Raw genomic sequence first — 25,314 nt, 5'->3', positions numbered from 1 at the left:
TAATCGATCAACTGGTTACGTCGAAACCGACTTCCAGTGTGTGTGGGTTCCCGTTGACATCTTCATCGGTGGTGCCATTCAGCGTGCCGCTGATTTTGATGATGCCGGCTTCCAGGTTGTTAATGATCAACGTTCCTGAGGAGCAGCGCACGACGTAATGAATCGTAGGCGACTTGACGGCATACCAGACATTGAACTTATTGGACTGCCACTTATCCAGCTCTAATACCTGCCCATTGCGAATGGTGTCGGGCAGTTCAATCGTGATTTTTTCCACGGTGACTGCATTATCAGCATGTCGTGCTAGAAGGCGGTAGATGGCCGCGTCATGGTCATGCACCAGGGCCAAAGTCTGAAAGTGGACCGATATCGTATCGATAAATGCGTCGAATGTACCGGTGGCGCTGAGGGCCTTGGGGTACAGTGCTTTTTGTTGCGCAGGGGACAACTGTTGCGCTTGTACGCTCATGATCGCTTCTCCATCGCTGATGATTGTGCGAATAACAGAGGTTTCGAGGGCTCTGTTCGAGTCATGAAATAGCAGTGCGCGTGGGCTGTAAACTGTCAGAACTAACAGTATACGAAGGCAGCGACTCATGAGTGATGCGTGGCCTGACTCGGCACCTGGCCTGAAAGCATCAGACGCCTTTGCACGGGATTTTCTACTGTGAGGAATGACAGTCTAATAACCTGCCATTAATACGCTTTAGTTCTAAGCCCGATGCAACTTCAAGCAAAAAGCCCCGCCGCAATATTGATCGAGAACCCCAATATCGCCGTATTGAACAGAAACCCGATCAGCGACTGCCCCAGTACCACTTTGCGCATGGCGCGGGTAGCCACTCCCACATCCGAGGTCTGCACGGCGACGCCGATGGTGAAGGAGAAATACAGAAAGTCCCAGTAGTTGGGGGTCAGCAGCCCCTCGGCAAAGCGCAACGCCGGCGCCTTGCCCTCCCAGGTGTAATACAGGCGAGCATAGTGCACGCTGAAAATCACCCCGATCAGCAGCCACGAACCAATCACCGTCACCCCGGTAAAACCGTAATGCAGCAGGCGTTCGGCAGTGCCCAGGTCCTTGCTGCCGGCCAGGCCAACGGCAATCGTCGCCAGGCTGGCTATCGCCGCAATACACACCATAAATAACACCAGGCCGGCGTTTTCATCCTCGACCTCGGCGATGCGCTTGACGTCCTCGGCCTTGGCACGGATGGTCAGGCGCAGCATCAGCACCAGGTAGGTCCAGACCCCGACGTTCCAGCCGATCAGGATTTTGCTGAGGATTGAATCGAAGGGCGCCAGGATGCCGATTGCCAGGCCCAGGACGGCGGCAGCGGACAGGCGAGGGTGGGTTCGGGCGAGGAAGGGCATAGTGCTCACAAATGCGGGATGTTTGAGCACCATAGCCTATTCCTGCAGGAGCCGGCTTGCCGGCTCCTGCAGGGGGCTGATCAATCTTTGCGTTTGCGCACCAGTTTCATGACGACCACAAAGAACACCGGCACAAACACCACCGCCAGTGTCGCCGTGATCATGCCGCCAATCACCCCGGTCCCAATCGCCTGCTGGCTCGCCGAACTGGCGCCGGTGGCAATCGCCAACGGCACCACGCCCAGAATGAACGCCAGCGAAGTCATGATGATCGGTCGCAGACGCAAGCGTGCGGCCTTCAATGTCGCGTCAATCAGGTCTTCGCCCTGGTCATACAGGTCCTTGGCGAACTCGATGATCAGGATCGCGTTTTTCGCCGACAGCCCGATGATCGTGATCAAGCCGACCTTGAAGAACACGTCGTTGGGCATGCCGCGCAGCGACACCGCCATGACCGCGCCCAACACGCCCAACGGCACCACCAGCAGCACCGAAGTGGGGATCGACCAGCTCTCATACAGCGCCGCCAGGCACAGGAACACCACCAGCAGCGACAGCATCAACAGCAGCGGCGCCTGGGAGCCTGACAAGCGCTCCTGCAAGGACAACCCGGTCCATTCCTGGCCCAGGCCGGCTGGCAATTGGCTGACCAGACGCTGGATTTCTTCCATCGCCTCGCCGGTGCTATGACCGGGTGAGGCTTCACCCGAAATAGCGATGGCCGGGTAACCGTTGTAACGGGTCAACTGCGCCGGGCCCTGGACCCAGCGCGCTTCGACAAATGCCGACAGCGGCACCATCTTCCCGGCGTTGTTGCGCACATGGATCTTCATCAGGTCTTCGACCTGGCTGCGCTGGTCGCCTTCGGCCTGTACTACCACGCGCTGCATGCGGCCCTGGTTGGGGAAGTCGTTGATGTAGGCCGAGCCAACGGCCGAGGACAGGATATTGCCCACATCGGCAAACGACACGCCCAGGGCATTGGCCCGCTTGCGGTCCACCTCCAACTGCACTTGCGGCGCCTCGGCCAGGGCACTTTCGCGCACATTGGCCAGGATCGGGCTTTTTTCCGCAGCCGCCAGCAGTTCGGTACGGGCTGCCATCAACGCGGCATGGCCGACGCCGCCCCGGTCCTGCAAGCGGAACTCAAAGCCGCTGGAGGTGCCCAGGCCATCCACCGGTGGTGGCAGCACGGCATAGGCCATCGCATCCTTGAGTTCGGTAAAGGCCATGTTGGCGCGATCGGCAATCGAGGCCGCCGAATCATCGCTGCTGCGCTCGGACCAATCCTTGAGCGTGGTAAACGCCAGCGCCGCGTTCTGCCCGGAACCGGAGAAGCTGAACCCCATGATCATCGTCGTATCACCAACGCCCGGCTCGGTGGCGTTATGCGCCTCGATCTGCTCGGCCACCAGCACCGTACGGTTCTTGCTCGCGCCCGGCGGCAACTGGATATCGGTGATGGTGTAGCCCTGGTCTTCCACCGGCAGGAACGAGGCGGGCAGGCGGCTGAACAGGAAGCCCATGCCCACCAGCAGGACCAGGTAGATCAGCAGGTAGCGGCCGCTGCGCTTGAGGGCATAGGCAACCCAGCCTTCGTAGCGGTCGGTCAGTTGTTCAAAGCGCCGGTTGAACCAGCCGAAGAACCCACCCTTGGTATGGTGCTCGCCCTTGGCAATCGGCTTGAGCAACGTGGCGCACAGGGCCGGGGTCAAGGACAGGGCGAGAAACGCCGAGAACAGGATCGAGGTGGCCATCGACAGCGAGAACTGCTGGTAGATCACCCCCACCGAACCCGGCATAAAGGCCATCGGCAGGAACACCGCCACCAGCACCAGGGTAATGCCGATGATCGCCCCGGTAATCTGGCCCATGGCCTTACGTGTGGCTTCCTTGGGCGACAGGCCCTCAGTCACCATGATCCGCTCGACGTTCTCCACCACCACAATCGCATCGTCCACCAGGATGCCGATGGCCAGCACCATGCCGAACATGGTCAGCACGTTGATCGAGAAACCCAGCAACAGCATGGTGGCGAAGGTGCCCATCAGTGCAATCGGCACCACCAGCGTCGGGATCAGGGTGTAGCGGATGTTTTGCAGGAACAGGAACATCACCGCAAACACCAGCGCCATCGCCTCCAGCAGGGTGTAGATCACCTTGGTGATCGAGACCTTGACGAACGGCGAGGTGTCGTAAGGGATCTTGTACTCGACATTGGCCGGGAAGTAGCGCGACAGCTCATCCATCTTTGCCCGCACCAGGGTCGCGGTGCTCAAGGCATTGGCGCCGGGCGACAGTTGCACGCTGACGGCGGTGGAGGGCTTGCCGTTCAGGCGCGTGGAGAACTGGTATTCCTGGCTGCCGATCTCGACCCGCGCCACATCACCAATACGCACGGTGGAACCGTCCGGGTTGGCCTTGAGCACAATGTCGGCAAACTCGGCCGGCGTGGAGAGCTGGCCCTTGACCAGAATCGACGCGGTGATTTCCTGGGTATTGGTGCCCGGCAGATCACCGATGCTGCCGGCCGAGACCTGGGCGTTCTGCGCGGTAATCGCCGCATTGACGTCGGCCGGGGTCAGGTTGAAACCGATGAGCTTCTGCGGGTCGATCCAGATCCGCATCGCGCGCTCGGCGCCGTACAGCTGGGCCTTGCCCACGCCGTCGAGGCGCTTGAGCTCGTTCATCACGTTGCGCGCCAGGTAATCGCTGAGCGCCACGTCGTCGAGCTTGCCGTCGCTGGAGGTCAAAGTCACCAGCAGCAGGAAGCCGGCGGACACCTTCTCCACCTGCAAGCCCTGCTGGGTCACAGCTTGCGGCAGGCGCGGCTCCACGGCCTTGAGGCGGTTCTGCACATCGACCTGGGCCATTTCCGGGTCGGTGCCCGGCTGGAAGGTCGCGGTGATGGTGGCCGAGCCGAGGCTGCTCTGGGATTCGAAATACAGCAGGTGGTCGGCGCCGTTGAGCTCCTGCTCGATCAGGCTGACCACGCTTTCATCCAGGGTTTGCGCCGAAGCGCCCGGGTACACCGCGTAGATTTCCACTTTCGGCGGCGCGACGTTGGGGTACTGCGCCACCGGCAACTGCGGGATGGCGAGGGCGCCGGCCAGCAGGATAAACAGGGCGACCACCCAGGCGAAGATCGGGCGGTCAATAAAGAACTGCGGCATTGTCTCTGATCCCTTTGATTACTGGCCGGCTGCCTGGGCGACAGGCGCGACGCTGGCATCCACTTCTACTTTTTCGCCGGGGCGTGCGTGTTGCAAGCCTTCGACGATGATGCGGTCCCCGGCCTTCAGGCCGCTGTTGACCACCCAGCGATCATTGATCGCCGCGCCCAACTCCACCGGCTGCTGGCTGACGTTCTGCTCGGCGTCCACGAGCAACACCATGGGGATGCCGGCGCTGTCACGGGTGATTGCGCGCTGCGGCACGCTCAGGCCTTGCTGGTCGACCGCTTGCTCCAGGCGTACGCGGATAAAGCTGCCGGGCAACAGGTCGAGGTCCGGGTTGGGGAATTCGCTGCGCAGGATGATCTGCCCGGTACCGGGGTCTACGGAAATCTCCGCGAACAGCAACTTGCCCGGCAGCGGGTAGAGGCTGCCGTCATCCTGGATCAGCGTGGCCTTGGCCTGGTCCTGGCCCACTTGCTTCAAATGCCCGGCGCGGAAAGCGCGGCGCAGGTCATTGAGTTCGCGGGTGGATTGGGTCAGGTCGGCGTGGATCGGGTCCAGTTGCTGGATCAGCGCCATGGGCGTGGCTTCGTTCTGTCCCACCAGGGCGCCTTCGGTCACCAGCGCGCGGCCGATACGCCCGGAGATCGGCGCGGTCACGGTGGCATAGCCAAGGTTGAGCTTGGCGCGTTGCACCGCTGCCTGGTTGGCCGCGACATCCGCGGCGGTTTGCCGGGCGGCGGCGCGGGCGTTGTCGTAGTCCTGGGCGCTGATGGCATTGCCTTCGACCAACTGGCTGTAGCGCTGCTCTTGCAGGCGCGCCTGGAAGGCATTGGCCTCGGCCTTGCGCAGGCTGGCCTGGGCGCTGTCGAGGTCGGCCTTGAACGGCGCCGGGTCAATACGGAACAGCACGTCGCCCTGTTTGACGTCATGGCCTTCCTTGAACACCCGTTGAAGCACCACGCCCGCAACCCGGGCGCGCACTTCGGCGATGCGCGGTGCGACGATCCGCCCACTCAGCTCGCTGCTGATGGACAGGGGCTTGGCTTCGAGGGTTTCGATCCGCACCTTGGCCAGGGGCATTTCGGGGGTGTCGCCTGCGGAGTTGCCACACGCACCCAGGGCCAGGGTCAGTGCCAGCAGGCAAAACGGCGCAAACAGATTCTTTGACATGCTCTTATCCCAATATTGACTGGCGCATCCTACGGGCGCCCCCGACTCGGTGCTGTGAAGCTGTGTAGGTGGTCTGTGAAGAAATGTAAGGTACGGCGCACGCCGAGGCGCGTGCGTATATCCTTCACGGCTGTGGATCCTAACAAGCTCTTCTGATCAATGACGATCTAATGTGAAACTGTATTATTTGGAAACACCATGCCCAACATCCTCCTGGTCGAAGACGACGCCGCGCTGTCCGAGCTGATTGCCAGTTACCTTGAGCGCAATGGCTATCACGTCAATGTGCTCAGCCGTGGCGACCATGTGCGCGAACGGGCGAGGCTCAACCCACCAGACCTGGTGATCCTCGACCTGATGCTGCCCGGCCTCGATGGCCTGCAAGTCTGCCGCCTGCTGCGCGCCGATTCGGCCGGCCTGCCGATCCTGATGCTCACCGCCCGCGATGACAGCCATGACCAGGTGCTGGGCCTGGAAATGGGCGCCGACGACTACGTGACCAAACCCTGCGAGCCACGGGTGCTGCTGGCCCGGGTGCGCACCCTGCTGCGCCGCAGCAGCCTCAGCGAGCCACAGGCGGCCAACGACCAGATCCTGATGGGCAACCTGTGCATTGACCTGTCGGAACGCGCCGTGACTTGGCGCGAGCAGACGGTGGAGCTGTCCAGCGGCGAATACAACCTGTTGGTGGTGCTGGCCCGGCATGCCGGCGAAGTACTCAGTCGCGACCAGATCCTGCAGCGCCTGCGGGGCATCGAGTTCAACGGCACCGACCGCTCGGTGGATGTGGCCATCTCCAAGCTGCGCCGCAAGTTCGACGACCATGCCGGCGAGGCGCGCAAGATCAAGACGGTATGGGGCAAAGGCTACCTGTTCAGCCGCTCCGAGTGGGAATGCTGACACCATGTTCCGCGCCCTGATCCGTCTCTACCTGCTGACCATCGTGACCTACAGCGCAGCGATCTACTTGATCCCCATGGGCATCATCGAGGTCTTCCACGACCGCTACATGAACTACAACATCGAACAGTCCCGTGGCTTGCAGAGCCTGATCGTACGCCAGTACCACAGCCGGCCGGTGGAGCGCTGGTCCGAGGTCACCGACCAATTGGCACGGGATTTTGCGCCGCTGAAGGTGCAACTGATGCATCGCCAGGACGCCCGCTACACACCCGACGAGGAGCGACTGCTGGAGCAGGGCAAGCCGGTGATCCGCCTGGGGGAGTGGGGCTTGATGGAGGAGATCAGCTCGCCGCTCAATGGGCAGTTGGCGGTTAAATTGACCATCCCCCCCGACCCGCTGGACATGAACCTGCTGTACTGGACCATGAACGTACTGATCGGCGCGGCGTTGCTGGGCGGCCTGTTGATCTGGCTGCGCCCGCATTGGCGCGACCTGGAGCGCCTCAAGGTCACCGCCGCGCAGTTGGGCCGGGGCCGTCTGGAGGAGCGTACGCATATTCCCCCCAGCTCCAACATCGGCAGCCTGGCGGCGGTATTCGACACCATGGCCAACGACATCGAGCACCTGCTCAACCAGCAGCGGGACTTGCTCAACGCGGTGTCCCACGAGCTGCGCACACCGCTGACCCGCCTGGATTTCGGCCTGGCCCTGGCGTTGTCCGAAGACCAGCCGGCCGCCAGCCGCGAGCGCTTGCAAGGCCTGGTGGCGCATATCCGCGAGTTGGATGAGCTGGTGCTGGAGCTGCTGTCCTACAGCCGCCTGCAAAACCCGGCGCATCTGCCCGAGCGGGTGGAAGTGGTGCTCGATGAGTTTATCGACAGCATCCTGGGCAGCATCGACGACGAGCTGGAGAACCCGGAGATCGTGATTGATGTGGTACTGGAGTGCGCCGTGGAGCGTTTTACCCTCGACCCACGCCTCACCGCCCGCGCCCTGCAAAACCTGCTGCGCAATGCCATGCGCTATTGCGAGCGACGGATCCAGATCGGCGTCAAGGTCTGCGCCAAGGGCTGTGAAATCTGGGTGGATGACGATGGCATCGGCATCCCCGAAGAGCAGCGCGCCCGGATCTTCGAGCCGTTCTACCGCCTGGACCGCAGCCGCGACCGCGCCACCGGCGGCTTCGGCCTGGGCCTGGCGATCAGCCGCCGGGCGGTGGAAGCACAAGGCGGCACACTCACGGCCCAGGCCTCGCCACTGGGCGGCGCACGCCTGCGGCTATGGTTGCCCACCTGAAAACACCGGCAACTGTCTGCCTAGAGCGGGTTTGTGTTTTTATGCAGTCCTGCTTTTGGCACATGCACAGCCTTACCGGCCCTGATACACCCTTGCTATAGTTCGGCCCTTATCAGCCGCCAGTCAAGGATCACTGCCATGTCCGAATACCAAGCCTTTGTCGTCGAACTCCACGGCAACGTCGCCCATGTGCAGATTAATCGCCCGGAAAAGATCAACGCCATGAACGCGGCGTTCTGGAGCGAAATCGTCGAGATTTTCCAATGGATCGACGACACCGACGCTGTACGCGCCGTGGTGTTGAGCGGCGCCGGCAAGCATTTTTCCTCGGGCATCGACCTGATGATGCTGGCCTCGGTGGCCAACGAATTTGGCAAGGACGTGGGACGCAATGCGCGCCTGCTGCGGCGCAAGATCCTGCAACTGCAGGCCTCGTTCAATGCCGTGGATAATTGCCGCAAGCCGGTGCTGGCGGCGATCCAGGGCTATTGCATCGGCGGCGCCATCGACCTGATCAGCGCCTGCGACATGCGTTACGCCGCTGACGACGCGCAATTCTCGATCAAGGAAATCGACATCGGTATGGCCGCCGACGTCGGCACTCTGCAACGCCTGCCACGCATCATCGGTGACGGCATGCTGCGCGAACTGGCCTACACCGGGCGCACCTTCGGCGCCGAAGAAGCGCGCAGCATCGGCCTGGTCAACCGCACCTTTGCCGACCACGCCAGCCTACTGGCCGGGGTGATGGACCTTGCCGCGCAAATTGCCGCCAAATCGCCGATTGCCGTGACCGGCACCAAGGCCATGATCAGCTATATGCGTGACCACAGCATCAACGACGGCCTGGAATACGTTGCCACCTGGAACGCTGCTATGTTGCAATCCAACGACCTGCGCGTGGCCATTGCGGCCCATATGAGCAAGCAGAAACCCGAATTCGTGGATTGACTGAATATGACCCCAGGCTGGATCACCACAACGCTGCTGGACAACGACGCCCCCGGCGGCTGGGCTGTGGCCCGTAGTCGCGAAGGTTTTTTACTCGATGACAACGGGCCGCTGTTTCCCCGGGAATGGCTCAAGCGCCAGGACCTGTCGGTGATGGCCGAACATGGCATCGGCCATCTGGACGGCGAGCCGGTGTACCTGCTGGAGCTGAACAGCCCTGGCGATGTGCCGGGTTGCCGCTGGCAGGGCCTGCGGGCGTTTATGCTGCAGGGCGATCACCGTCTGTACAAAGTCCTGGGTTATGCCGCGCAAATCGGTACCTGGGCCCGCGAGCACCGCTTTTGCGGCAGTTGCGGCCAGGCGATGGTGCAGGTGCCCCGCGAGCGCGCAATGTTCTGCCAGGCCTGCGACCTGCGCAGTTACCCGCGCATCTCACCGAGCATGATTGTGCTGATCACCCGTGGCGATGAGATTCTGCTGGCGCGTTCGCCGCGTTTCGTCACTGGGGTCTACAGCACCCTGGCCGGGTTTGCCGAGCCTGGGGAATCTGCCGAAGACTGCCTGATCCGCGAAGTGTACGAGGAAGTGCAGGTGCAGGTGCAGAACATCCAGTACGTGGGCAGCCAGTGCTGGCCGTTCCCGCACTCCATGATGCTGGGCTTTCACGCCGAGTATGCCGGTGGCGAAATCGTGCCCCAGGCCGACGAGATTGAAGATGCGCAGTGGTTCAATATCCACCAGTTGCCACCGTTGCCGGCCTCGCGCTCGATTGCCCGCTACCTTATCGACCTGTATGTGGCGCGCCGTCTAGGCCACGCTGAACCAGTGCTGCCAGGCTAGGCGCACGGTCAGGCCGAGGACCACGGTGATAAACACCGGGCGAATGAATTTGGCGCCGCCGCTGATGGCACTGCGTGCGCCAAAGAACGCGCCCACCATCACCGACAGGCCCATGCTCAGGCCGACAATCCAGTCCACCGAACCGTTGAAGATAAACACCGACAGCGCCGCCGCGTTGCTGACGAAGTTCATGCTGCGCGCCACGCCGCTGGCCTTGACCAGGTCCACGGGGTACATCAGCAGGGTGCTGACGGTCCAGAATGCGCCGGTGCCGGGACCGGCCACGCCATCGTAGAAGCCCAGGGCCAAACCCTGGGTCGACTGCCACTTCTTCTTGATCGGCGCATCGGCGTCCAGCGGCGCCTTGGGCGTACCGCCAAACAACAGGTAGATACCGCAGGCGAAGACGATCACCGGCAGCATCTTGTTCAGCCATTCGGCGGGCAGGTAATGGGCGACGATGGCCCCCAGCAGCGCGCCGACCAGGGTGCCCACGATCGCGTGGACCCACTGACGCGGATGGAACAGCTTGCGCCGGTAGAAGGTAAAACTGGCGGTGGCCGAACCGAAGGTCGAACTCAGTTTATTGGTGCCCAGTACCAAATGGGGCGGCATACCGGCGGTGAGCAGGGCCGGGGTGGTGAGCAAACCACCGCCGCCGGCAATGGCGTCGATAAAGCCGGCAATAAAGGCAACCACGGCCAGAATGGCCAGGGTGGTGAGGTCAACGCTGAGTTCAAAAGGCATGGAGGCGACTTATTTTCGGCGAGGCGCAGAAGGGGTTGCGCGAAAGTCCGATAGCTTACCTATAACCGAATGTTACGGCGACTGTTGCACACGCTCCATCCCTCGCCACGGTGTTGCGCTACCAACAGTGATCCAACAAATAGCCCGCCCGGGCAACATGGCCGATAGGTCGGTCGGCACGCAAACGCCCCAGCCCAGGGGCTTTGCCAACCCTGGCACGTTTGCTGCTCTACCCCTGTACATTCCCTGTGTGCGAGGTGCCGAACGATGACTCAGCAAGCCGTGAAATTTGCCTATTGGGTGCCCAATGTCAGTGGTGGCCTGGTGGTCAGCAAGGTTGAACAACGTACCGACTGGGGCATCGACTACAACCGCAAGCTGGCCCAGTTGGCCGAGGCGGCGGGGTTTGAGTATGCCCTGACGCAAATCCGTTTCACCGCCGGCTATGGTGCTGAATACCAACATGAATCCGTGGCCTTCAGCCATGCGTTGCTGGCGGCCACGACCCAACTCAAGGTGATCGCCGCGATCCTGCCGGGGCCCTGGCAACCGGCGCTGGCGGCCAAGCAATTGGCGACCATTGATCAACTGACCCAAGGCCGGGTGGCGGTGAACATCGTCAGCGGCTGGTTCAAGGGCGAGTTCCAGGCCATTGGCGAGCACTGGCTGGAGCATGACGAGCGCTATCGGCGCTCCGAAGAGTTTATCCGCGCGTTAAAAGGCATCTGGACCCAGGACGATTTCACCTTCAAGGGGGATTTTTATCGGTTCAACCATTACAGCCTCAAGCCCAAGCCCCTGACTCAGCCGCACCCGGAAATTTTCCAGGGTGGCAGCTCCCGGGCTGCGCGGGACATGGCGGCGCGGGTGTCGGACTGGTATTTCACCAACGGCAACACGCCCGAGGGGATCAAGGCCCAGGTCGATGATATCCGCGCCAAGGCTGCGGCCAATCACCATTCGGTAAAAGTCGGGGTCAACGCGTTTGTGATCGCCCGCGACACCGAGCAAGAGGCCCAGGCGGTGTTGGCCGAGATCATCGACAAGGCCGACCCGCAGGCCGTCAACGCCTTTGGTGATGCCGCCAGGCAGGCGGGCAAGGCCTCGCCCGAAGGTGAGGGCAACTGGGCCAAGTCCAGCTTCGCCGACCTGGTGCAGTACAACGACGGCTTCAAGACCAACCTGATCGGCACCCCTCGGCAGATTGCCGAGCGCATCGTCGCGCTCAAGGCGGTGGGGGTGGACCTGGTGCTGGCGGGCTTCCTGCACTTCCAGGAGGAGGTGGAATATTTCGGCCAGCGCGTATTGCCCCTGGTGCGCGAACTCGAAGCCAAGGCCGCGGCGACCGGCAGCGCCAGGGCGTTACCGGTATAGCACCACCGCCGCCCGCAGCTGACGGCTGCCAAAACGGCACATCCGCTCGAACTCCCCGTGGCTGACCGGCAAATGCTGGCAGTCCATGGGGCGGCGATGCTGGCTATGGTCCACGTCGGGATCATGCAGGTAGACAAACTCTTGATCACAGTCAGTCACGATCACCCAGTGTGGTGACTTGGAGCGCGTCAGCCGGTAGCTGCTGATCAGCACCAGTGGCTGGCCGCCATCACCGAGGACCTGCGCCAGGTCCAACGCACCGCCGAATACCTGCTGCACATCACTGTTGGCCAAATCCTCCTCGAACCCCTCATGCACCAGGCGCATCACCTCTTTTTTATGCGGGTCGCGCACCCCATCGAGAAACAGCGGCCCGCGCACGTTGACCTGCATGCGCACCTTAAACCCCCGGCGCCAGGCAGCCAGGGCCAGACCTTGGGGGCTGCAGCCGCCGTGGCCGGCGGTCATGAACACGGTGGTTGCTTCGCGCCAGATCTGCAGCTCTTCGCGGCGCGGAGACTCACGCCCAGGTAACAGGGCGCCCATGGCCATCAACAGGCAGGCTGCGCCGCAGGTGAAGTCGGTGGTCTGCTGGTAGTAGGGCACACTCAAGGCCCGCGCGTCAGTGTGCTGGAGGATGCGTTTTTCCAGGCGCAGGGCGTCGGTATGGTCGGCGTAATAGTCGTTGATCAGGGCAAAGCGCCGGTAGCCGCTGTGTTCATACAGGGCAATAGCGCCAGGGTTGTCGGTACGCACCTCAAGGCGCAGGTACGCACAGTCGTGCGCCACGGCGCAGGCCTCGATGCGCGCCAGCAATTGCTTGCCCAGGCCCATGCCCCGGGCCGGCGCGGCAATGGCCAGGGAGTACAGGCGCGCCAGCGAGGTGCCGCGATGGAACAGCACCAGGGCATAACCCAGCAATTGCCCGGTATTTTCGGCCACCAGCAGCTGCGCATGGGCGCGGCTGATCATCCACTGGAAACTGCGGGCAGACAGCCGGTCTGTGGTGAAACAGTGCTGTTCCAGGGCCACCAGTGCTGGCAGGTCATCCAGGGTTGCAACGCGAAAGAAAAGAGTCATATAACCGCCGTAAAAGTTGCGTAACTAAACGAGACTTCCGTGAAAGATCGTGCTTAATAGAAAAGGTCAAGTTCTCTAGCGGATCAATCAATATGTCAGCGGTACAAAGTCATTGGCGAGAAGTATCCGAGCAAACCGTCGCGGCGACAATAACTTCCGGCGGATATTTTTCTACACCGCCCAAGAGTGCAAGCCAAGTTGTGATTATTGTAGAACGCAAGGAAGACTGGGCCTCGTACTTCCCCAGTGAAGATATTGTCACTGCCCAGGAATACCTCGAACACCCCCGGGAGAACGAGGCCGGCAAACGGGTCCAGGTCATCAACCTGTGCCGCAGCTACAAGTACCTGGGGCATGGCTATTACTGCTCGCTGCTGGCCGAGGCGCGGGGGCACAAGGTGATTCCGTCGGTGCGCACCATCAGCGAATTGACGAAAAAATCCTTGTATGGCCTGGCCCTGGATGACTTGGATAAAACCCTCGACAAAGCATTGAGTCATCACCTCTACAGTAATACCGAAGGTTTTACCCTGACCCTTTATTTTGGTCGAACCAATATTGAGCCGTTGCAGGATTTGGCCCGGCAGTTGTTTGAAGCGTTTCCGTGTCCGATCTTGTTAGTTGAGTTTCGCAAGCATAACGGCTGGCATATCGAAGGCATCAAGTCCGGGGTGCTGCATAAGTTGCGCGATGATCAGGAAGATCAATTCGCCCACGCTCTGGACAACTTCAGCCGCAGGATCTGGCGTCAACCGCGCTCCCGGCGCCTGGCCCGTTATGACCTGGCGATCCTGCATGATCCCCAGGAGCAGCTGCCGCCGTCCAATGCCAAGGCCCTGGAAAATTTCGTGCGGGTGGGCAGGGGTTTGGGGATTGATGTCGAGCTGATTGAGCGCAAGGACTACGCGCGACTGGCCGAATACGACGCCTTGTTGATCCGCGAAACCACCAGTGTCGACAACCACACCTATCGCTTCGCCAAAAAGGCCGAGAGTGAAGGGCTGGTGGTGATGGACGACCCGGCGTCGATCCTGCGTTGTACCAATAAGGTCTACCTCACGGACCTGCTCAACAGCCATCAATTGGGCATGCCCGCTACCGAAATTCTGTACAAGGAGCGACCGGAAGATTTCGAACGGGTTGGCGAGCGCCTGGGCTTCCCCCTGGTGCTGAAAATCCCCGACGGTTGTTTCTCCCGAGGGGTGATTAAAGTGGAAAGCCAGGAGGCGCTGCTGGCCGCCACGGCAGAGTTGTTCGAACACTCGGTGTTGCTGCTGGCCCAGGAGTTTTTCTATACCGAGTACGACTGGCGCATCGGCGTCCTCAACCGCAAGCCGATCTTTGCCTGCCAATACTTTATGTCCAAGGGCCATTGGCAGATCTACAACCACAAGGCCATCGGCCAGGATATCAACGGCGAGTGCCGGACCCTGGCGGTGCACGAGGCGCCCAAGGCCGTGGTGGAACTGGCGGTCAAGACCGCTAACCTGATCGGTGACGGGTTATACGGCGTGGACCTGAAGCAGTCCGGCAACAAGGTGGTGGTGATCGAGGTCAACGACAACCCGAACATGGACGCCGGGATCGAAGACGCCTACTTGCAGGACGACTTGTACTCCCTGGTGCTGGAGGAGTTCGTGCGCCGCCTGGAGCTCAAACGCCAGGGCCAGGTCTGGTGATCTGCTTTGAGCTCAATGAGGGCGCGCTGCGCCGCACCGAGCGCGAAAGTGCCGAGGTCCTGCTGTTCAGCAACCCCGACAGTGATGAGCGTGAATTGCTGCGCGAGCGCTACAAGGTCGATGAGCACGCGCTGGCGTCGGCACTGGATCCGGACGAGGTGTCGCGTATCGAGTTCCATCCAGACAACCTGTTTCTGATCTGGAAGCGCCCGCAAAACTACTCCGGGGGCAGCAACCTGGTGTTTGAAGTGTCGTCCTGTGGCTTGCTGTTTTCACCGGACCGCCTGCTGGTGATCGCCACCGACGACAGCCAACTGTCCGGCCTGGGCGCGCGCCGGCCGCTGCATACACCGTTGGATGTACTGCTGGACCTGCTGCTGAACAACATTCACCACTATCTGGGCCACCTCAAGGTGATCAAGCTGGTCGCCCGGGAATTGCAGCAGCAGTTCAACGCCTCCATGAGTAACCGCCACCTGATGCAAATGTTCAGCCTCAGCGAGAGCCTGATCTATTACATCAACGCGCTGCACAGCAACGGCGCGGTCTTGACGCGTTTGCGCAACCATGGCGAGAAGGAGCATTTCAGCCCGCAGACCCTGGGCTTGATCGACGACCTGATCATCGAGAACAACCAGTGCTACAAGCAGGCGGAGATTTATTCCAATGTGTTCTCCGGGCTGATCGACGCCCGGGGCAACCTGATGAACAACAGCATGAACAACCTGCTGCGCAAGCTGACACTGATCAACGTGGTGTTCCTGCCGCTGAACCTGATCGCCAGCATTGGCGGCATGTCCGAGTTCAGCATGATGACGGCCGGCACGCCGTGGTGGGTGGCGTACCCGCTGTTTTTGCTGGCGATGGCGTTGGGCGCCGCAGGGATGGTGCTGGGGCTCAGGCGGATTGCCAGGGGCGGCGACAAAGCAGGGTGACTGGGCCCCACTTTGCTGCCGGTGTGGGAGGCTTCAGGCACCCGCCTGCAGCGTCAGCACTTCAAAGCCATCCGCAGTGACCGCCACCGTATGTTCCCACTGGGCCGACAGGCTGTTGTCGCGGGTCACCACGGTCCAGCCGTCCTTGAGGCTGCGCACTTTGGCGCTGCCCTGGTTGAGCATCGGCTCGATGGTGAACACCATGCCTTCGCGCAGGGTGAGGCCGGTGCCCGGGCGGCCGAAGTGCAGGATTTGCGGCTCTTCATGCATTTCCCGGCCAATCCCGTGGCCGCAATACTCGCGCACCACGCTGTAGCCATTGGCCTGGGCATGGCTTTGAATCGCATGGCCGATATCCCCCAGGCGCGCGCCGGGTTTGACCTGGCGAATACCGGCCCACATCGCCTCGAACGTCTGCTCCACCAGGCGCCGCGCCTTGGGCGCGACAGCGCCGACCATGTACATCTTGCTGGAGTCGGCGATAAACCCGCCTTTTTCCAGGGTGATGTCGATATTGACGATATCGCCGTCCTTCAACACATCCTTGGCATTTGGCATGCCGTGGCACACCACTTCATTGATGGAGGTGTTGATGCAGAAGGGGTAGTCATACTGCCCGAGGCTGGCGGGGCGGGCCTGCAGGTCCTGGCGGATAAACGCCTCGACGGCCGCATCCAGTTCCAGGGTGGTCTGGCCGGCCGCGACCCGGCTGTCGAGCATCGTGAACACCTGGCCCAGCAGGCGCCCGGCTTCGCGCATCACGGCGATCTGTGCAGGGGTCTTGATCATCAGATGCGCCCCCGGATCAGGTCGGGTTTGTCGAGCAACAGCTTGTTGATCAGATCGTTGTAGGCCAGGTGTGGATTGAGTTCGGCCAACAGGCCGATCTTGATCCAGAACTCCGCCTGGGCGTTGATGGAACGGTCCATGGCGGCGCTGGCCAGACGCAGTTGTTCATGCAGTTGATCGGTGATCTTGACGATGCCCATGAGCTTCACTGTGTAGGATTGATATACAAAGCGTATATGTTTCGTATATCGCCCGTAAAGCCCTGCAGTTGACTTGCCACAGAGCGCCGGTTAGTTTTGCGCCATGACTGTTCAAACCTATCGTTCCCAGCCAAGCATTATTACCGCCATTCCTCATTTGGCGGGATAGCGTTCGGCTGTACCCAAACCCGCCCTAGAGGCGGGTTTTGTTTTTCCGTCTCCAGGGCTCCGTAAAACGCCAGGAGACACCCATGAGTAGCCCCTTGCTGCTTGAGCAATACGTGAAGAAGATCCTCGCCGCGCCGGTCTACGACCTGGCGGTGCGCACCCCCTTGCAGGCGGCACCGGCACTCTCGGCGCTGCTCGGCAATCAGATCCTGCTCAAGCGTGAAGATCTGCAGCCGACGTTCTCCTTCAAGATCCGTGGCGCCTACAACAAACTGGTGCAACTGAGCGATGAGCAAAAAGCCCGCGGCGTGATCACGGCCTCGGCGGGCAACCATGCCCAGGGTGTGGCGCTGGCGGCGCGTGAGTTGGGAATCAAGGCGACGATAGTCATGCCCAGCACCACGCCCGAGTTGAAAGTGCTGGGCGTGCGCTCACGAGGCGCTGAGGCAGTGTTGCAGGGCGCGAGCTTCCCGTTTGCCCTGGCCCATGCATTGCAGTTGGCTGAACAGTCGGGGGGCACCTTTGTATCGCCCTTCGATGATCCCGACGTGATCGCCGGGCAGGGTACCGTGGCCATGGAAATCCTGCGCCAGCAGCAAGGTGCGCTGGACGCGATCTTCGTCCCGGTCGGCGGGGGTGGGTTGATCGCCGGCGTCGCGGCCTACATCAAGTATTTGCGCCCGCAAGTGCGGGTGATTGGCGTGGAACCTGAAGGCTCCAGCTGCCTGCTGGCGGCCCTGGATGCCGGTGAGCGGGTGATACTGCCCAGCGTGGACAGCTTTGCCGATGGCACCGCAGTGGCGCAGATCGGTGCCCACGGTTTTGAAATCTGCCGTCATTATGTTGATGAGGTCATCACCGTCAGCAATGATGAACTGTGCAGTGCGATCAAGCTGATCTACGACGATACCCGCTCCATCACCGAACCCTCCGGCGCCCTGGCGGTGGCCGGTATCCGCCGCTACGTGACACGTACCGGGGCCCAGGGGCAGACACTGGTGGCGATCAACTCCGGGGCTAATATCAACTTCGACAGTTTGCGCCACGTGGCCGAGCGGGTGGCGGCGCGAGAGCACCGATTGAATGTGGAAGTTGCCGAGCTTTAGCAAAGTCGCCCCCTGTGGGAGCGGGCTTGCCCGCGATGGCGGTGGTTCAGTCACTATTCTCGGCGGCTGACAGACCGCCATCGCAGGCAAGCCAGCTCCCACATTGGGTTTGTGGTGGGGCCATACTTTCCTGCTCGCAGGGCCCCCAGTGGGGTGGTTCAGTCACAGCAACTGGTGGCTGACGCAGCGCTGTAGCAGGCAAGCCCACACACATTCGGGCTGTGGCGTTACTGCGCGCTCGCCTTCTCGACGGCAGGCGATGCCGACCAGATTCGGTAACGCACTTCGACATCTTTTGGAACATATAAAACGATGGGCAATTTGCTGTTGTAACGCAGCACAAAACCGTCACCGACCACCGGCACAAAACCCTCGTGGGTCTTGCCTTCGGGGCAGGCCATCAGGGTGCTCATGGGGCCGCTGACCTTCTCCAGGCGGTAGAACGGGTAGCCCCAGCCTTCGAGGTTTTTCTCTTCCAGCACACCACCGAGCCGTTGCTGGTTGCAGTCCACCGGCAAGGTTTTACCGGCGAGGATTTCAACCTTGAAGTCCTGTTCCTGGGGCTTTGCCGGCAAGTGGATGACCTGGCGAACCTGACCAGCATCGGCCTTGGGGTAGGGCGCGATATCTTCCAGCTTGGCGGCATTGGCCTGGGCGGCCAGCACGCTCATGGCCAAAACGGAAAACAGAGTGAAGGGCGAAGAAGTCATGGGACGTCCTTATCTTGGGGTCAATAAAACAGTCGCGGCCACGATGCACGCCAACGTCCGGCAATGCAAACCAGCAGCAACGCATATAAGGGTAGCGGGTGCTTATGAGGAAAGGATCCTAGGCCGACAGGCACAAGGAGTAGGCTTTGCAGTTGAACGCGCCTGCCAGGGTTGGCAAGGCGTGCAGTCAACCGTCCTGACGCGGCGGTCAGACTATTGAGAGCTATAAAAATTCATTGGCGGTCTCAAAAAAGGAGAGGTTTAGCCATGTTTTCGGAATTGGAGTTACGCGGCCTTATTGAAGGAAGCTTCCTGCCCAGACGTTGTGAATGCATCAAGGCCCAGGATGCGTCATTGACCATCAAAATCTATGACGACGATGGTACCGACCTGACTGTCACCGGCATCCAGGCCAATAAACTCGACAGCAGTCGTGCCATCTGCAATCTGATCACCGAGTTGCGTGAGGATCTCAAACACGCCCATGCACCCGCCCCGCGCAGGGCGGGCGCCAGGCTCTACTGATCAGCCCACGGTTGGTTTGCGGGCCTGGATAAACCCCAGGCCCAGCACTAACTCCGTGCCCACGGCCAGCAGAATTCCCGGGCCGGCATGGCCATTGAGCCATTCGCCAATCCCTAGCGCGGCCAATCCCAGGCAACCGACAATAAACCCCGATACCAGCGCGCTGCGCGTGGGTGACGGGGCGGTATGGCGCAGGCGATAAAACATGATGCCGATTGCCAGGAACAGCATGGCATTGCGTCGCGCCACCAGGCCGCTGGCATCGGTGTATTCCACTCCCCAGAGCCACAGTAGCAGGTCGGGCCGCACTCCCCAGGCAATCGCAAGGGCCAGGCACAGCGCGGCGGTGAAGGTGGAGAGTGCGTGGAAACTGATGCGCATGGCGAGTCCTTTCGGCCGTTTCAGAAGGGCCCAAGCCTACGCTGTGAGGTAAGCCTCAGACAAATCCGATACGGCAGCTTCCCTTCTCACTGCTAGTGTTTCGCCACATTTTTCGCCAGTGGCTGAGGTAGTGCGTGCAGCAAAAAATCGCAGCAGAATTTCTCGGCACCTTTTGGTTAACCTTTGGCGGCTGTGGCAGCGCCATCCTGTCGGCCGCGTTTCCGGGCCTGGGTATTGGGTTTAGCGGGGTCGCCCTGGCGTTTGGCCTGAGCGTGTTGAGCATGTCCTATGCGGTGGGCAGCATCAGTGGCGCGCATTTCAACCCGGCGGTGACTGTCGGCCTGTGGGTCGGTGGACGGTTGCCGGGGCTGGATGTGCTGCCCTATATCATTGCCCAGGTCGCCGGGGCGACGGTGGCGGCGGCGATTCTCGCACTGGTCGCCAGTGGCCGGCCGGGCTTTGAAATCGGCGAGTTTGCCGCCAATGGCTATGGCGCGTTAAGCCCGGGGCAGTACAGCCTGCTGGCCGCCGTGGTGGTGGAAAGTGTGGGCACCTTCTTCCTGGTATTTATCGTGATGCGGGTGACTGCCCCCGGTGTGGCGCCGGGGTTTGCGCCGATTGCCATCGGCCTGACGCTGACCCTGATTCACCTGGTGTCGATTCCTGTGACCAATACCTCGGTCAACCCGGCCCGCAGCACCGGGCCGGCATTGTTTGCCGGCCCTGATTACCTGATGCAGCTCTGGCTGTTCTGGCTCGCGCCCCTGGCTGGCGGTGTGATCGGCGCGTGGGTGGCCCGGGCAATACGGGAGCGCCCCTAATCGCGATTACCCGTGCAATTGATGGCGGTAGGGCAGGTCTGGCCCGGTCTTGCCGCAGGTCAGCGCCGCAGCGCTGATGGCAAACCTGAGCATTGTGTCGATCTGTTCCCTGGTCAGGCTGCGCACACCCTCCACGCAATCCAACTGCTGTTCGGTGAGCCAGGCAATCAGGGCGGCCTGGAAGGTATCGCCGGCGCCCACCGTATCAGCCATCACCACCTTGAGCGCCGGCGCCGACCAGTTGCCATGCTGGCGACTGAACACACTCGCGCCATCGCCGCCACGGGTCAGGAAAACCAGCTGGCAACGGTGCTGCAACCAGTCTTGCAGCACGCTTTCGGGGGCCTGGCCTGGGTAGAGCAGGTGCAGGTCTTCATCGCTGACCTTGATCAGGTCGGCATGCTGTACCCACTCGGCCACGCGCTGGCGCCATAGTTCGATATCCGGCTGCGGGTTCAGGCGCACATTCGGATCGAGGCTGATCAAGCGCTTGCCGCTTTCCCGGCGGACCAGGGCCAGCAGGCTGTCGGCGACCGGCTGCACCACCAGGGAAAACGAACCGAAATGCAGGCCGCGTACCCGAGCATCGAGGGCAGGCAGATGCTCGAGCTGCAACTGCCGATCGGCACAGCCTTCACCCCGGAAGCTGTATTGCGGCGAGCCATTGGCCCCCAGGGCGACCATCGCCAGGGTGGTCGGTGCGGCAAACTCCACCAGGTACTCGTCGCTGACCCCTTCATCCCTGAGCACCTGGCGCAGGCGTTGGCCCAGGTAGTCGCTGGACAACCCGGCGAACAGCCCGGCCTCGATCCCCAGGCGGCGCAAACCTACGGCCACATTGAACGGCGAGCCGCCGGCAATCGCCTTGAAATCGACTTTGGAAGCCTGCCCGCCGGCGTCCTCCTGGCTGAAAAAATCAAACAGCGCTTCGCCACACACCAGATACATAGTTACTCGCTCTTAAAGGGTTGCCACATGCTGTTGATAGCGTTCATAGGCCTGCTGGTTAGCCTTGACGCTGGCGGCCACAGGCTGGGTGCGGCTGGCCGGGTCGAGACTGACGCAGCGTGCACACAGTGCCTGCAGGCTTTCGCCGGACTGGCACCACGCGGCCTGGATCGCCGCGCCCAGGGCTGCCGCTTCGCTTTGTTCGGTACAGATCACTTCGGTGTCCATGATATCGGCGACCATCTGCCGCCACACCGGGCTTTTCGAGCCGCCACCGATCAGGCGGATACTGTGGCTTTGCAGGCCGGTCTGGCGCAACAGGTCCAGGCCCTGGCGCAAGCCGAAGGTGGTGCCTTCGACCACCGCGCGGCACAGGTTGGCACGGGTCAGGTTGGTCATGGTCAGGCCGTGCAGGCTGCCGGTTGCGTGGGGCAGGGCGGGCACGCGCTCGCCATTGAGAAACGGCAGCATGCTCACGCCCTCGGCGCCAATCGGCGCCTGGGCCACCAGGGTATTGAATGCCACCAGGTCCAGTTCGAACAGTTCGCGGATGACCCCGGTGGCATTGGTCAGGTTCATGGTGCAGATCAGCGGCAGCCAGCCGCCGCTGGAGGAACAGAATGTCGCCACTGCAGCCTGGGCGCTGACATTCGGTTGGTCGGCAAACGCGTACACGGTGCCCGACGAACCGAGGCTCATGGTAATCACCCCAGGAGCAATATTGCCGGTGCCAATCGCTCCCATCATATTGTCGCCGCCGCCACTGGACACAATGGCACCGGGGTTGATCCCCAGGCGCTCGGCGATCGCCGGCAGCACAGTGCCCAGTGCCTGATTGGCTTCGATCAGGGTTGGCAACGCCGCTTCCAAGCACCCGCTGGGGTCGATATGCCGCAGCAACGGCAAATCCCATTGCCGGGTGCGCACATTGAAATAACCGGTACCCGAGGCGTCGCCATACTCGGCGCAGGCACGGCCGGTGAGCCAATAGTTGAGGTAGTCGTGGGGCAACAGGAGATGGGCGATCCGCGCAAACACCTCCGGGTGTTGCTCCAGGGTCCATAACAGCTTGGACACGGTGTAGCCCGGTGCGATCGCTACGCCAAGCCGCTCCAGGGCGCCGCTTTCACCGCCCAGGTGTTGCAGCAGCCGGGCGTTTTCCGCGCTGGTTTCGGTGTCGCACCACAGCTTGGCCGGGCGCAACACCTGGCCCTGGTCGTCGAGCAGCACCAGGCCATGTTGCTGGCCGGAAACGCCGATGCCGAGAATGTCCTGGCCGTCCACGCCGGCTTGCTGCAAGGCGCGGTGGGTAGACTCGGTCAAGGCGTCCAGCCATTCCTGGGGGTGTTGCTCGCGACGGCCGTTGGCGCCGCTGATCAGGCTGTGTGCAGCCGCGCCCAGGCCCAGCACCTTGCCGCTGGCGGCATCGAGGACGATGGCTTTGGTGCCTTGGGTGCCGCAGTCGATGCCCAGAAACAGAGATTGGCGAGTCATGGTGGTTACTCAGCAGGCAGTAGGGTGAAAACCCGATCAATGTGGGTTTCTTCAGTGGGTAAGTCGTTTCAGGGTTTCTGTGACACCGTTATCGCGCAAACTGGCAAAACACCGCTCAAACGCTGCCACAAATTCCGGCGAGTTGGGAATCGCCGTGCCAAAAATCTCTTCTACACCCAGCAACCGCTGACTGATCAATGCGTCATCCGCCACCAGCTCCTCGCAGAAATCGGCGCGGGGGTCGGGGATTCGGTAGCGCACGCCGTTCTCATCCACGCCCTGCAGGTACAAGGCCCAGGCCGCCACCACCAGTGCCGCCCGCTCGGTGTCGCGGCCCTCGGCAATCAGGCGGTTGATGGTCGGTACGGTGAATTTGGGAAACTTCGACGAACCATCGGAACACACCCGCTCCAACTGATCGGCAATCGCCTGGTTGGAAAAACGCTGCACCAGGGTCTGCTTGTACTCGGTCAGGTCAATGCCCGGCACCGGCGCCAGGTGGGGGGTCACGTCCAGGTCCATGTAGGCACGCATATAGGCGACAAACAGCGGGTCGTTCATGGTCTCGTGGACAAACCGATAGCCCTTGAGAAACCCCAGGTAGGTCAGGGCCAGGTGGCTACCGTTGAGCAGGCCGATCTTCATTTCTTCATAGGGCGTGACGTCATCGGTGAACTGCACGCCCACCTGTTCCCAGGCCGGGCGGCCGTTGACGAACTTGTCTTCCAGCACCCATTGCACAAAGGGTTCGCACACCACCGGCCAGGCATCGTCGACGCCGTGTTCATCATGCAATTGCAGGCGGTGCGCGGTGCTGGTCATCGGTGTGATGCGGTCGACCATGGCGTTGGGAAAACTCACATTGGCCTGGATCCAGTCATGCAGGTCGGCGTCGCGCAGCGCGGCGAAGGCCAGCAGCGCCTTGCGGGTCACGGCGCCGTTGTGCGGCAGGTTATCGCAGGACATCACCGTGAACGCCGGGATGCCTGCAGCACGGCGCTGGGTCAGGGCTGCGCAGATAAAGCCGAACACCGTGGTGGGGGTGTCGGGGTGGGCCAGGTCGTGCTGGATCTGCGGCAGATGGGCCATAAACTCGCCGTTGCTGTCGTCGATGCAGTAGCCGCCCTCGGTGATGGTCAGCGAGACGATGCGAATCTGTGGGCTGGCCAGTTTGTCGATCAGCGCCTGGGCCCCGTCTTGGGCCAGCAGCATGTCGCTGATGGCACCGATTACACGCACTTCGGTGTCGTCGGTATCGCCCAGTTCGTACAGGGTGAACAGATAGTCCTGGCCGGCCAGGTCATCCCGCGCCTTGCGGTCTTCGGCGCGCAAGCCAACGCCGCAGATGCTCCAGTCGAGGCCGACCCCAGTGTTCATCAGGGCGTCGGTGTAGTACGCCTGGTGCGCGCGATGGAAACCGCCGACGCCGATATGGGCGATGCCCTGGCGCGTATCGGCGAGGGTGTAGGCGGGCAGGCGCACTTCGGGCGCCAGTTGCGTGAGGTTTTGCTTATTGAGTTTCATCAACGGTTCTCGCGAAATCAGGCGGCGGCGCGCAGTGGGCGAGCCACGGCAACACCGTCGGTGTCGAACAGATGGCAGTGCGCCGGGTTCAGGTGCAGTTGCAGGGTCTCGCCATACTGGCTGGCCATATCGCCACGGATCCGCAGGGTCAGCGGCTCGCCATTGGCGGTGAGCACATGGCAGAAGGTGTCACTGCCCAGGCGTTCGCCAACGTCGGCGGTGACGGTCAGGGTGGTATCGCCCGGTGCGGCCAGCTCCAGGTGTTCGGGGCGAATGCCCAGGGTCACTGCGCTGCCGACGCTCAAACTGGCGCTGCTCAATGGCAGGCTGATCAGGGTCCCGGCCTCCAGTTGCACGTCGCAGCCCTGGCCGTCGACACGGGTCACCCGGCCCTTGAGAAAGCCCATTTTCGGCGTCCCCAGAAAGCCCGCGACAAACAGGTTGGCCGGCTGGTGATACAGCTCCAGCGGCGAGCCGACCTGTTCGATGCGCCCGCTATTGAGCACCACCACCTTGTCCGCCAGGGTCATGGCTTCGACCTGGTCGTGGGTCACGTAAATCATGGTGGCCTGCAGTTCTTTATGCAGGCGCGCCAGTTCCAGGCGCATTTGCACGCGCAAGGCGGCGTCGAGGTTGGACAGCGGCTCGTCGAACAGGAAGATCTTCGGGTTGCGCACAATCGCCCGACCGATGGCCACGCGCTGGCGCTGGCCGCCGGACAGCTGCTTGGGCTTGCGCTCCAGCAGCGGCCCCAGCTCGAGGATGCGTGCCGCTTCACTGACTTTGCTGTCGACGATCTGCTTGTCCACACCGGCCAGGTCCAGGGCAAACGACATGTTCTTGCGCACGCTCATATGCGGGTACAGCGCGTAGGTCTGGAACACCATGGCCAGGTCGCGCTTGGCCGGGGTCACTTCGGTGATATCGCGGCCATCGAGCTCGATGGTGCCTTCAGTCACTTCCTCAAGGCCGGCAATCAGGCGCAGCAGGGTTGACTTGCCACAGCCCGACGGCCCGACGAACACCACGAACTCCTTGTCGTTCACTTGCAGGTCGATGCCCTTGATGATGGAGAAACCTTCGAAGCCTTTTTGCAGATTCTTGATTTTCAGGTTGGCCATG

Annotated in this window: 24 protein-coding genes; 10 read left to right on the top strand and 14 right to left on the bottom strand. The window is 61.8% G+C overall.

Going from position 1 to position 25,314, the window contains the following annotated elements; genetic code table 11:
- Positions 1 to 7: 7 nt before the first annotated feature.
- The 4 genes from JFT44_RS12070 to JFT44_RS12055 form a co-directional block, all read right to left on the bottom strand.
- A complete protein-coding gene (locus tag JFT44_RS12070; RefSeq protein ID WP_198830714.1) occupies positions 8 to 469 on the bottom strand; it encodes a hypothetical protein in 462 nt (153 codons plus the stop codon).
- Positions 470 to 729: 260 nt separating this feature from the next.
- The gene (locus JFT44_RS12065; protein ID WP_057436955.1) at positions 730 to 1,371 is read right to left on the bottom strand and encodes a DUF1345 domain-containing protein; all 642 of its coding nucleotides are present in this window, start codon (positions 1,369 to 1,371) and stop codon (positions 730 to 732) included.
- A gap of 80 nt (positions 1,372 to 1,451) precedes the next feature.
- Positions 1,452 to 4,544, bottom strand: a complete 3,093-nt coding sequence (locus JFT44_RS12060; RefSeq protein WP_170044953.1) for an efflux RND transporter permease subunit — start codon at positions 4,542 to 4,544, stop codon at positions 1,452 to 1,454.
- An 18-nt stretch (positions 4,545 to 4,562) separates the two neighbouring features.
- Positions 4,563 to 5,720 (bottom strand): efflux RND transporter periplasmic adaptor subunit, encoded by a 1,158-nt coding sequence (locus JFT44_RS12055; RefSeq protein WP_057959446.1) that lies wholly within the window; start codon positions 5,718 to 5,720, stop codon positions 4,563 to 4,565.
- 198 nt (positions 5,721 to 5,918) lie between these two features.
- Here JFT44_RS12055 and JFT44_RS12050 point away from each other — a divergent pair, with 198 nt between their 5' ends.
- From JFT44_RS12050 to nudC, 4 genes are all read left to right on the top strand, one after another.
- Entirely contained in the window at positions 5,919 to 6,620 is a 702-nt protein-coding gene (locus JFT44_RS12050; RefSeq protein ID WP_057436665.1) for a response regulator transcription factor, read from the top strand.
- 4 nt (positions 6,621 to 6,624) lie between these two features.
- Positions 6,625 to 7,920: an ATP-binding protein gene (locus tag JFT44_RS12045; RefSeq protein ID WP_115128276.1), complete on the top strand. Its 1,296-nt coding sequence runs from the start codon at positions 6,625 to 6,627 to the stop codon at positions 7,918 to 7,920.
- Positions 7,921 to 8,058: 138 nt separating this feature from the next.
- Complete coding sequence (locus tag JFT44_RS12040; protein WP_057959447.1) at positions 8,059 to 8,871, top strand: crotonase/enoyl-CoA hydratase family protein; 813 nt, start codon at positions 8,059 to 8,061, stop codon at positions 8,869 to 8,871.
- A gap of 6 nt (positions 8,872 to 8,877) precedes the next feature.
- Entirely contained in the window at positions 8,878 to 9,711 is an 834-nt protein-coding gene (nudC, locus tag JFT44_RS12035) for an NAD(+) diphosphatase (RefSeq protein ID WP_170059187.1), read from the top strand.
- Here the strand turns inward: nudC and JFT44_RS12030 are convergent.
- Positions 9,679 to 10,458: a TSUP family transporter gene (locus JFT44_RS12030; RefSeq protein ID WP_057436653.1), complete on the bottom strand. Its 780-nt coding sequence runs from the start codon at positions 10,456 to 10,458 to the stop codon at positions 9,679 to 9,681. The two genes, nudC and JFT44_RS12030, sit on opposite strands and share 33 nt — an antisense overlap.
- A 267-nt stretch (positions 10,459 to 10,725) precedes the next feature.
- Between JFT44_RS12030 and sfnG the strand changes: the two genes are divergently transcribed.
- Entirely contained in the window at positions 10,726 to 11,832 is a 1,107-nt protein-coding gene (gene sfnG / locus JFT44_RS12025) for a dimethylsulfone monooxygenase SfnG (protein ID WP_057436652.1), read from the top strand.
- Here sfnG and JFT44_RS12020 read toward each other — a convergent pair.
- The gene (locus JFT44_RS12020) at positions 11,821 to 12,912 is read right to left on the bottom strand and encodes a GNAT family N-acetyltransferase/peptidase C39 family protein (RefSeq protein WP_198830713.1); all 1,092 of its coding nucleotides are present in this window, start codon (positions 12,910 to 12,912) and stop codon (positions 11,821 to 11,823) included. The two genes, sfnG and JFT44_RS12020, sit on opposite strands and share 12 nt — an antisense overlap.
- 92 nt (positions 12,913 to 13,004) lie before the next feature.
- On the opposite strand from JFT44_RS12020, the gene JFT44_RS12015 reads away from it, so the two are divergent.
- Both JFT44_RS12015 and JFT44_RS12010 read left to right on the top strand, forming a co-directional pair.
- Positions 13,005 to 14,591 carry a RimK family protein gene (locus JFT44_RS12015; RefSeq protein WP_057959451.1) on the top strand — a complete coding sequence of 529 codons (1,587 nt, stop codon included), beginning with the start codon at positions 13,005 to 13,007 and terminating at the stop codon, positions 14,589 to 14,591.
- Entirely contained in the window at positions 14,585 to 15,526 is a 942-nt protein-coding gene (locus JFT44_RS12010) for a magnesium transporter CorA family protein (RefSeq protein WP_057959452.1), read from the top strand. The genes JFT44_RS12015 and JFT44_RS12010 overlap by 7 nt, the downstream gene beginning before the upstream one ends.
- A gap of 33 nt (positions 15,527 to 15,559) precedes the next feature.
- Here JFT44_RS12010 and map read toward each other — a convergent pair whose 3' ends face one another.
- A complete protein-coding gene (gene map, locus JFT44_RS12005; RefSeq protein WP_057436952.1) occupies positions 15,560 to 16,315 on the bottom strand; it encodes a type I methionyl aminopeptidase in 756 nt (251 codons plus the stop codon).
- On the bottom strand, positions 16,315 to 16,515 hold the full coding sequence (locus tag JFT44_RS12000) for a ParD-like family protein (protein ID WP_198792137.1): 201 nt from the start codon (positions 16,513 to 16,515) through the stop codon (positions 16,315 to 16,317). Before JFT44_RS12000 ends, map begins: the two co-directional genes overlap by 1 nt.
- Positions 16,516 to 16,766: 251 nt before the next feature.
- Here JFT44_RS12000 and ilvA point away from each other — a divergent pair, with 251 nt between their 5' ends.
- The gene (gene ilvA, locus JFT44_RS11995; protein WP_081044226.1) at positions 16,767 to 17,789 is read left to right on the top strand and encodes a threonine ammonia-lyase, biosynthetic; all 1,023 of its coding nucleotides are present in this window, start codon (positions 16,767 to 16,769) and stop codon (positions 17,787 to 17,789) included.
- A gap of 227 nt (positions 17,790 to 18,016) precedes the next feature.
- Here the strand turns inward: ilvA and eco are convergent, their stop codons facing one another.
- A complete protein-coding gene (gene eco / locus JFT44_RS11990) occupies positions 18,017 to 18,499 on the bottom strand; it encodes a serine protease inhibitor ecotin (protein ID WP_128593051.1) in 483 nt (160 codons plus the stop codon).
- Positions 18,500 to 18,766: 267 nt separating this feature from the next.
- On the opposite strand from eco, the gene JFT44_RS11985 reads away from it, so the two are divergent.
- On the top strand, positions 18,767 to 19,024 hold the full coding sequence (locus JFT44_RS11985) for a DUF1652 domain-containing protein (RefSeq protein ID WP_057436646.1): 258 nt from the start codon (positions 18,767 to 18,769) through the stop codon (positions 19,022 to 19,024).
- Here JFT44_RS11985 and JFT44_RS11980 read toward each other — a convergent pair whose 3' ends face one another.
- Positions 19,025 to 19,405, bottom strand: a complete 381-nt coding sequence (locus tag JFT44_RS11980) for a hypothetical protein (protein WP_057959453.1) — start codon at positions 19,403 to 19,405, stop codon at positions 19,025 to 19,027.
- 134 nt (positions 19,406 to 19,539) lie between these two features.
- Here JFT44_RS11980 and aqpZ point away from each other — a divergent pair, with 134 nt between their 5' ends.
- Positions 19,540 to 20,226: an aquaporin Z gene (gene aqpZ, locus JFT44_RS11975; RefSeq protein WP_120733182.1), complete on the top strand. Its 687-nt coding sequence runs from the start codon at positions 19,540 to 19,542 to the stop codon at positions 20,224 to 20,226.
- Between the two features lie 6 nt (positions 20,227 to 20,232).
- Here the strand turns inward: aqpZ and JFT44_RS11970 are convergent, their stop codons facing one another.
- Genes JFT44_RS11970 through JFT44_RS11955 form a run of 4 tightly spaced genes read right to left on the bottom strand, consistent with a single transcriptional unit; the run spans position 20,233 to position 25,313 of the window.
- Positions 20,233 to 21,174, bottom strand: a complete 942-nt coding sequence (locus tag JFT44_RS11970) for a carbohydrate kinase (protein ID WP_057436644.1) — start codon at positions 21,172 to 21,174, stop codon at positions 20,233 to 20,235.
- 12 nt (positions 21,175 to 21,186) lie between these two features.
- On the bottom strand, positions 21,187 to 22,668 hold the full coding sequence (xylB, locus tag JFT44_RS11965; protein WP_198830712.1) for a xylulokinase: 1,482 nt from the start codon (positions 22,666 to 22,668) through the stop codon (positions 21,187 to 21,189).
- Between the two features lie 51 nt (positions 22,669 to 22,719).
- Complete coding sequence (locus tag JFT44_RS11960) at positions 22,720 to 24,192, bottom strand: mannitol dehydrogenase family protein (RefSeq protein WP_198830711.1); 1,473 nt, start codon at positions 24,190 to 24,192, stop codon at positions 22,720 to 22,722.
- A 17-nt stretch (positions 24,193 to 24,209) separates the two neighbouring features.
- Positions 24,210 to 25,313, bottom strand: a complete 1,104-nt coding sequence (locus JFT44_RS11955) for an ABC transporter ATP-binding protein (RefSeq protein WP_057959457.1) — start codon at positions 25,311 to 25,313, stop codon at positions 24,210 to 24,212.
- Between the last annotated feature and the right edge of the window lies 1 nt (position 25,314).

It is taken from the genome of Pseudomonas sp. MF5691 (assembly GCF_016405645.1).
Lineage (GTDB): Bacteria > Pseudomonadota > Gammaproteobacteria > Pseudomonadales > Pseudomonadaceae > Aquipseudomonas > Aquipseudomonas shahriarae.
Note: the sequence above shows the minus strand (reverse complement) of the source record. Positions and strands in the feature narration are given on the sequence as shown.

What these genes read in the sequence shown, in the direction of transcription:
- ilvA (WP_081044226.1), top strand. Translation starts at nt 16,767, where the DNA reads ATGAGTAGCCCCTTGCTGCTTGAGCAATACGTGAAGAAGATCCTCGCC.
- JFT44_RS12050 (WP_057436665.1), top strand. Translation starts at nt 5,919, where the DNA reads ATGCCCAACATCCTCCTGGTCGAAGACGACGCCGCGCTGTCCGAGCTG.
- JFT44_RS11980 (WP_057959453.1), bottom strand. Translation starts at nt 19,405, where the DNA reads ATGCGCATCAGTTTCCACGCACTCTCCACCTTCACCGCCGCGCTGTGC.
- JFT44_RS12070 (WP_198830714.1), bottom strand. Translation starts at nt 469, where the DNA reads ATGAGCGTACAAGCGCAACAGTTGTCCCCTGCGCAACAAAAAGCACTG.
- JFT44_RS11960 (WP_198830711.1), bottom strand. Translation starts at nt 24,192, where the DNA reads ATGAAACTCAATAAGCAAAACCTCACGCAACTGGCGCCCGAAGTGCGC.
- JFT44_RS12020 (WP_198830713.1), bottom strand. Translation starts at nt 12,912, where the DNA reads ATGACTCTTTTCTTTCGCGTTGCAACCCTGGATGACCTGCCAGCACTG.
- JFT44_RS11985 (WP_057436646.1), top strand. Translation starts at nt 18,767, where the DNA reads ATGTTTTCGGAATTGGAGTTACGCGGCCTTATTGAAGGAAGCTTCCTG.
- JFT44_RS12065 (WP_057436955.1), bottom strand. Translation starts at nt 1,371, where the DNA reads ATGCCCTTCCTCGCCCGAACCCACCCTCGCCTGTCCGCTGCCGCCGTC.
- map (WP_057436952.1), bottom strand. Translation starts at nt 16,315, where the DNA reads ATGATCAAGACCCCTGCACAGATCGCCGTGATGCGCGAAGCCGGGCGC.
- JFT44_RS11970 (WP_057436644.1), bottom strand. Translation starts at nt 21,174, where the DNA reads ATGTATCTGGTGTGTGGCGAAGCGCTGTTTGATTTTTTCAGCCAGGAG.
- nudC (WP_170059187.1), top strand. Translation starts at nt 8,878, where the DNA reads ATGACCCCAGGCTGGATCACCACAACGCTGCTGGACAACGACGCCCCC.
- JFT44_RS12000 (WP_198792137.1), bottom strand. Translation starts at nt 16,515, where the DNA reads ATGGGCATCGTCAAGATCACCGATCAACTGCATGAACAACTGCGTCTG.
- JFT44_RS12055 (WP_057959446.1), bottom strand. Translation starts at nt 5,720, where the DNA reads ATGTCAAAGAATCTGTTTGCGCCGTTTTGCCTGCTGGCACTGACCCTG.
- JFT44_RS12015 (WP_057959451.1), top strand. Translation starts at nt 13,005, where the DNA reads ATGTCAGCGGTACAAAGTCATTGGCGAGAAGTATCCGAGCAAACCGTC.
- sfnG (WP_057436652.1), top strand. Translation starts at nt 10,726, where the DNA reads ATGACTCAGCAAGCCGTGAAATTTGCCTATTGGGTGCCCAATGTCAGT.
- JFT44_RS11955 (WP_057959457.1), bottom strand. Translation starts at nt 25,313, where the DNA reads ATGGCCAACCTGAAAATCAAGAATCTGCAAAAAGGCTTCGAAGGTTTC.
- eco (WP_128593051.1), bottom strand. Translation starts at nt 18,499, where the DNA reads ATGACTTCTTCGCCCTTCACTCTGTTTTCCGTTTTGGCCATGAGCGTG.
- xylB (WP_198830712.1), bottom strand. Translation starts at nt 22,668, where the DNA reads ATGACTCGCCAATCTCTGTTTCTGGGCATCGACTGCGGCACCCAAGGC.
- JFT44_RS12045 (WP_115128276.1), top strand. Translation starts at nt 6,625, where the DNA reads ATGTTCCGCGCCCTGATCCGTCTCTACCTGCTGACCATCGTGACCTAC.
- JFT44_RS12030 (WP_057436653.1), bottom strand. Translation starts at nt 10,458, where the DNA reads ATGCCTTTTGAACTCAGCGTTGACCTCACCACCCTGGCCATTCTGGCC.
- JFT44_RS12060 (WP_170044953.1), bottom strand. Translation starts at nt 4,544, where the DNA reads ATGCCGCAGTTCTTTATTGACCGCCCGATCTTCGCCTGGGTGGTCGCC.
- JFT44_RS12040 (WP_057959447.1), top strand. Translation starts at nt 8,059, where the DNA reads ATGTCCGAATACCAAGCCTTTGTCGTCGAACTCCACGGCAACGTCGCC.